The organism is Clostridium sp. chh4-2 (assembly GCF_002899675.1).
Classification (GTDB): domain Bacteria; phylum Bacillota; class Clostridia; order Lachnospirales; family Lachnospiraceae; genus CHH4-2.
In genome coordinates this window covers 144,367-151,158 of record NZ_PKUU01000016.1, presented here as the reverse complement: position 1 = coordinate 151,158, position 6,792 = coordinate 144,367, and the positions used below count along the sequence as shown (strand labels likewise).

The window sequence follows — 6,792 nt, the reverse complement described above, 5'->3', positions numbered from 1 at the left end:
TGACTTCGCTGCTCAGCGGCGCTTTAAAAACTGAGGCGGAAATCAGTTTTTACCTGCCTCGTTCTGCCCTTACGGACCTAAGTAGCACTACAGGGGTTCCATACGATCCCATTTGGCTGTATCTTTCTTCCCCCGGCCCGGACGGCCCCTCAGACCTTTGTCTCCCGATTCTGCATCCCGCTTCCGTGCTGGTTTTCGCTAGCCTGGTTAAAAACAATGTTATTGCATCGGTATTTAGTAAAAACAAATTTACATAGATGATGAAGGGATTTTCAGAAACGACTTCAGGTTTTACTTTAAACGTCAAGGCTTTTCGCAAAATGACCTCACCCTTTACATTAAATCCTCAAGGCTTTTCCGAAAATGCCTTCACCCTTGATGTAAAACTTACTCTTCCATCTACTAAATCTTTTTTCACTTAGCTAGCCAAGCAACAGCCGGAAAGAAGGGGAAACCTGGGCGGGCGGCGGACATAGAGAAAGACAGGGGATCGTGTGCAGACCCTTAGTGATACTTGGTCGGCAAGAGTGGAAAAAGGCAGACAAATACTGAATTCCGAATCAGTATTTGAGGCGCCCTTGAACGATGAAGTCATAAAGAGTTCATCGTGAATGGCGCCGCGCTGCCTTTTTCCGCTCTTGGCGGCCTAGTATTACTTAGGGTCGTAACCCGAATCCCCTGTCTTTCTCTATGTCCGCCGCCCGCCCAGGTTTCCCCTTCTTTCCGGCGTTTCTTTCTCAGTTAAATAAAGATTTAGTGCGGCAATATCATCCCTCCATCTGCCTTCCGAGAAAACCGGCGGCTGTCAGGACCAATTTCATTTCCGTATCTCCAAAGCGGGCTCTCGGCTCTCGGCTCAAAATGGAAACGGAACCGATTGCGTCGCCTTCACATATAATAGGCACGATCACCTGAGCGGTAATTCCCTCCATCTCTTCTGAAGTCAGAGAAATAAAACCTTTTTCATCTTTTGCAGCCAGAACCGTAGTTCTTTCACCAATCAGGTGTTCCAACTGTTTGCTGATTGTCTTCTGTAACAGGTCTTTTTTGGACCCGCCTGAAACTGCGATCACCTGATCTCTGTCCGTGATACAAACCATCAATCCGGTAGACTGGGCCATAGCGTCCGCATACTGGGTCGCAAATGATGTCAATTCCACCATGGGGGAATATTTCTTCAAGATGATTTCCCCTTCTCTGTCTGTAAATATTTCAAGCGGTGTACCTTCACGAAGACGAAGGGTCCGACGTATTTCTTTTGGTATCACTACTCTGCCCAAATCGTCAATTCTTCTTACAATTCCTGTAGCTTTCATAAAAATTCCTCCATTTACTGTACTCTCCGTTTCTGGAAGTAGTATTTGTCAATTGGAGGAATTTATACATTGCGCAGGTTCTTTATTTTAATTTAAATATATTTTTTAACCTCTTATCTGTTGTTGATTTCACCTCTGTTTTGCATTCTTAACGATCGCTTCCCAAAGCCCTTCCAGATAAACGGCTCCTAACGCGCGGTCATACAGGCCATATCCCGGCATAGCTTCTTCTCCCCAGATCATTCTGCCGTGATCCGGGCGCATAATGCCGTCAAAACCTGTCTCATACAGAGTTTTCATAATCTCATACATATCCATAGAACCATCGGCAGACAGATGAGCCGCTTCCTCAAAATCTCGGCTGCTGTTATATTTTAAATTTCTGACATGGGCAAATGGGATTCTTCCTTTTGCGGCACGGATGATTTCACAGATATCGTTATTCTGGTTGGAGCCCAGCGATCCGGTACAGAGGGTGATTCCGTTATACGGCTGGTCAACTGCCTTTAACAGCCTTACGACAGTATCTTTATCGCGGACAATTCTGGGAAGGCCAAAGATCGGCCATGCAGGATCATCCGGGTGGATTCCCATGCGGATGTCATATGTTTGGCAGGTTTCTCCAATTGCCTCCAAAAAATAAACCAGATTTTGAAATAATTTTTCAGAGTCCACCTCTTTATAAGCTTCGAATAGACTCGCCAGCTTTTCCAGCCGCTCTGGCTCCCATCCTGGCATAACAAAACCGTGGGACATCCTCTCTATGGATTCCCTCATATGCTCAGGATCAATCTCATCAATCACATCCTGGTTATAAGCCAGCACGGTTGAGCCGTCTTCTCTCATTCTGGCCAGATCGGAACGGGTCCAGTCAAAGACAGGCATAAAGTTATAACAAATCATATGAATATCATTTTTTCCCAAATTTTCCAGCGTGGTGATATAGTTGGCAATATGCTCATCCCGCTTCTTTGTACCGATTTTAATATCATCGGAAATATTAACCGATTCAATGCCCATAATGGAAAGACCGGCGCCTTCAACCTCTTTCTTAATGGATGCAATCTCTTCTTTTGTCCATACTTCTCCCGGCATTTTTCCCATCAATGTGGTTACTACGCCTTTTACTCCCGGAATCTGTCTGATCTGTTCCAGGCTGACGCTGTCATACCCCGGCCCATACCAACGAAGTGTCATGTTCATAGATAGTTTCCTCCTAACATGTGTATTTTGCGTCTCAGCGGTTTTTAAGCATTTCCCGCCGATAATTTACAAAGCTGCTGCAAAATCTCTTTCGCCTTATCCATCATAGCTTCACAGTCTTTATTCTTGTTCCTCTGATCCAGATACACAAAGCCCGGAGTTTCCCCCATCTGGAATTTCAAAGCTCCATTATACTCCTCTATAATCGCAGGTATCCCCGATACATCCAGATTGGCCTTTGCATACATGGTGAATTTCACTTCCTGCCTGTTCACGTTCACTTCCGTTACATAAGCCTTATGAGCCATCGCTTTTAAGCTGGCCACGCGGAGCAGATTGTCCACAGGCTTTGGAATGTCGCCGAAACGGTCCATCAGCTCATCCTGCATATCCATATATTCCTCATCCGTCTCGATTCCGGAGATTCGCTTATAGATATCCAGTTTCTGATACTCATTCTTGATATAATACGCCGGAATATATGCGTCGATATCGCAGTCCACCAAGGTATCGAAGTCCTCTTCCTCTGTCCGCTGCCCTCTGAGCGCCTGGACTGCCTGGTTCAGCATCTTACAGTAAAGGTCATATCCCACGGCCTCCATCTGCCCGTGCTGCTCGGCTCCCAGAATATTTCCCGCGCCCCTGATCTCCAAATCCCTCATGGCGATCTTAATGCCTGAGCCCAGCTCCGTGAATTCCCGGATGGCCTGAAGCCGTTTCTCAGCCTCTTCCCTGAGAAGCTTATCCCTTTTATACATTAAAAATGCATATGCCGTCCGGTTGGAACGCCCAACCCGGCCCCGCAGCTGATACAGCTGTGACAGGCCCATATGATCCGCGTCCTGAATGATCATGGTATTGGCATTGGAGATATCCAGTCCCGTTTCGATAATCGTGGTGGAAACCAGCACATCGATCTCGCCGTTTATGAAATCCAGCATGATCCGTTCCAGCTCATGTTCCCTCATCTGCCCATGGGCAAATGTAACCGTAGCGTCAGGAACCAGCTTCGCCACATGATTCGCCACCTCGTCGATATCATTGACCCTGTTATAGACGTAGTAGACCTGTCCGCCCCTGGAAAGTTCCCTGTTGATCGCTTCCCTCACCATCTCGTCATTATATTCCATCACGTATGTCTGAATGGGAACCCGGTCCACCGGCGGCTCTTCCAGCACGCTCATATCCCGGATGCCGATCAGGCTCATATGCAGGGTTCTGGGGATCGGGGTGGCGGTCAATGTCAGCACATCCACATTTTTCTTCAGCTGCTTGATCTTTTCTTTGTGCGCCACGCCAAAACGCTGCTCCTCATCAATGATCAGAAGCCCTAAATTCTTAAACTGCACATCTTTTGAAAGAACTCTGTGAGTTCCGATTACAATATCCACAAGCCCTTTTTTCAAATCTTCCAACGTCTTTTTCTGCTGTGCTGGAGTGCGGAATCTGGACATCAGATCCACTCGGACAGGAAAATCCTTCATTCTCTGTTCAAAGGTATTGTAATGCTGCTGAGCCAGAATTGTGGTCGGCACCAGATAGACCACCTGCTTGTTTTCCTGAACCGCCTTAAATGCCGCCCGCAAAGCGATTTCCGTCTTTCCGTATCCCACGTCTCCGCAGATCAGACGGTCCATGATCTTCTTGCTCTCCATATCCGCTTTTGTCGCTTCGATGGCGTCGATCTGGTCGTCGGTTTCGTCATATGGAAATAATTCCTCAAATTCCTTCTGCCACACCGTATCCGGCCCATACTGGTAGCCTTCCACTTCCTGTCTGGTGGCATACAGCTCCACCAGATCCTTTGCGATGGCTTTTACCGCTCCTCTGACCCTAGTTTTCGTCTTGTTCCACTGTTCGCCGCCCAGTTTATTGAGTTTTGGCTTTTTCGCATCCGCTCCCGCATATTTCTGGATTCCATCCAGCCTGGTGGCGGGAAGGTACAGATTGCCTCCGTCCGCATATTCGATCTTCAGGTAATCTTTAATCACCTTATCCCGCTCGATCTTTTCGATTCCTCGATAAACGCCGAGTCCGTGGTCCTCATGAACCACGTAATCTCCTACCGACAGTTCCGTAAAGCTCTGGATCTTCTTCCCTTCGTAAACCGTCTTTTTCTTCTTCCTCTTTTTGCGTTCATTGCCGAACATATCCCCTTCGGTAATGACCACAAACTTAATCATGGGATATTCAAAGCCGCGGTGGAGATTTCCATAGGTTACAAGGATTTCTCCCGGTTTTACCTGAAGTTCCCCGTCGTCCGGGCAGAATGCGCTCAGCTCATATTCCCTTAAATCGCCGGCCAGCCTGCTGGCCCTGGTTCTGGATGCCGACAGAAGCACCACCCGGTATTTTTCCCTTTTCCAGCGCTGCAGGTCTTTAATCAGCATTTCAAAACTGTTTTGATAGGAATTCACGTTCTTCGCCTGAATGCTGTACCGCTTGTTCACCGTCAGCCCGGTCAATTTCTGTTCCAATCCGGTTAAAAGCACGGAATAAGGCCCTACACAGTCAGCGAGAACCTCTTTCACCGGATAGAGAAGGGATGTCTGGCCCGGAAGCAGATATCCCTTTTCCAGCCTGTGAATCATGCTCTCACGAAACTCTAACTCAACCGCTTCCCCCTTTTCCTTCAGCCTGGCCGGTTCATCCAGATAGACTGCGGTCTGGTTTTTCGGAAAATAATCCAAAAATGAGACGCTGTCGCTGCAAAAGTATTGCAGATAACTGTCCAGCCCGCCGAATTTCCAGCCCTCTTTCAGGCCTTCCACCAGCTCATTGATAATCCCTTTAATTCTGGCCGCCTCTTCGGTCTTCATCTGGTCTCTCAGGGTCTTTTCATATTTCTTCGCTTCCTTTTCCAGGCGCAAAACTCCCTCTTCAATCTGCGCCCTGTTAAACACCAGCTCAGAAGCGGGATAGATCAAAATACGTTCCAGCTGTTCTATGGATCTCTGGCTCTCCAAATCAAAGGTTCTGATGGAATCCACAGTCGTATCCCACAGCTCAATTCTGACCGGCTGTTCCTCTGTCAGCGGAAAGATATCGATAATCCCTCCCCGAATAGAAAACTGGCCCATACCGTCTACCTGGGCCATTCTCTCATATCCTAAAAGCGTCAGTTTTTCCTTCCATTCATCCAGATCGATATCCTGATCCGTTTCAGCGGTGAGGGCGTGTTCCTTTAAAAACTGCAGCGGCATGAGGTGGTCCATCAAGCCGTCCAAGGTGGTAACCACAACTCCTGACTGATCCTCCAGCAGATGTTTCAGCACCTTCATCCTCTGCTTTGTAATCAGATTTCCATGAATATCTGCACTGTAAAATAAGAGGTCCTTGGCCGGATACAGCCAGGTCTGCGGATTAAAATAGCAGAAATCATCATAGATTTCCTTTGCCCTGGAATCGTCGTAGGTCACCACCAGTTTCCACGGCAGATTGTCCGCTGTCTCAGACATCAGGTGGACCTTTTGAGAATCCATGCATCCGCTTACGGACAGCGGCCCTTTTCCCTGTTTTAACGTCTTGTTAAGTTCCTCATATTCCTTTAATTCAGCCAAAGGATTTGCAAATAATGTACTCATTTTGACCTCATTTCTTCGCATTAAAATGGTTCATAGCCGCATCCGGTCCGTCTGTAATCATCAGGCATACGGCTTCTGCTGCCTCTTTAAACGCATCCTCCATCACCTGAGCCTCTTCTTTCGGAAAACGCCCCAGCACATAATCCGCCAAATCCATGCCCTTAGGCTTTTCTCCGATTCCTACTCTGACCCTTGGAAACACCTGTGTTCCCAAATGGGCGATGATGTTTTTAATTCCATTATGCCCTCCGGCGCTTCCCTTAGTCCTCACCCTAAGCTGCCCCGGCTCCAGGCTGATATCATCATATACGATTATGATATGTTCCGGGTCCACTTTATAATAATCTGAAATCGCCCTCACGCTTTCACCGCTGAGATTCATAAATGTCTGGGGTTTTGCCAAAATAACCTTCTCTCCTCCAATGATCCCCCTGCCGCAAAGCGCCTTATTCTTTTTTTCAGATACCTCTGTATTTATCTTGTCCGCCAGCACGTCGATCACCTGAAATCCGACGTTGTGCCTGGTTCTTTCGTATTCCTTTGTGGGATTTCCCAGCCCTACTATAATATACATATCAAAAACTCCTTATATTCTTCTAAGTTTCCGTCATTTACACAACACTTTAAGCGTTAGATCCCTGTATAGGGGGATCTAACGCTGGTTTTTTCATTGTATCAGTTCCTGCTTT

The 6,792-nt window shown here is 47.3% G+C and carries 5 protein-coding genes; 1 reads left to right on the top strand and 4 read right to left on the bottom strand.

Annotation, left to right across the window (positions count from 1 at the left end; genetic code table 11):
* The coding region (locus C0033_RS27315; protein WP_207656878.1) for a hypothetical protein at nt 1–257 on the top strand (257 nt) is incomplete at its 5' end.
* Between the two features lie 510 nt (nt 258–767).
* Here C0033_RS27315 and spoVT read toward each other — a convergent pair.
* From spoVT to pth, 4 genes are all read right to left on the bottom strand, one after another.
* A complete protein-coding gene (spoVT, locus tag C0033_RS17130; protein ID WP_103229110.1) occupies nt 768–1,316 on the bottom strand; it encodes a stage V sporulation protein T in 549 nt (182 codons plus the stop codon).
* 129 nt (nt 1,317–1,445) lie between these two features.
* Nucleotides 1,446–2,519 carry a mannonate dehydratase gene (uxuA, locus tag C0033_RS17125; protein WP_103229109.1) on the bottom strand — a complete coding sequence of 358 codons (1,074 nt, stop codon included), beginning with the start codon at nt 2,517–2,519 and terminating at the stop codon, nt 1,446–1,448.
* Between the two features lie 44 nt (nt 2,520–2,563).
* Nucleotides 2,564–6,103 carry a transcription-repair coupling factor gene (gene mfd, locus C0033_RS17120; protein WP_103229108.1) on the bottom strand — a complete coding sequence of 1,180 codons (3,540 nt, stop codon included), beginning with the start codon at nt 6,101–6,103 and terminating at the stop codon, nt 2,564–2,566.
* A 7-nt stretch (nt 6,104–6,110) separates the two neighbouring features.
* Entirely contained in the window at nt 6,111–6,677 is a 567-nt protein-coding gene (pth, locus tag C0033_RS17115; protein WP_103229107.1) for an aminoacyl-tRNA hydrolase, read from the bottom strand.
* Nucleotides 6,678–6,792 lie beyond the last annotated feature (115 nt).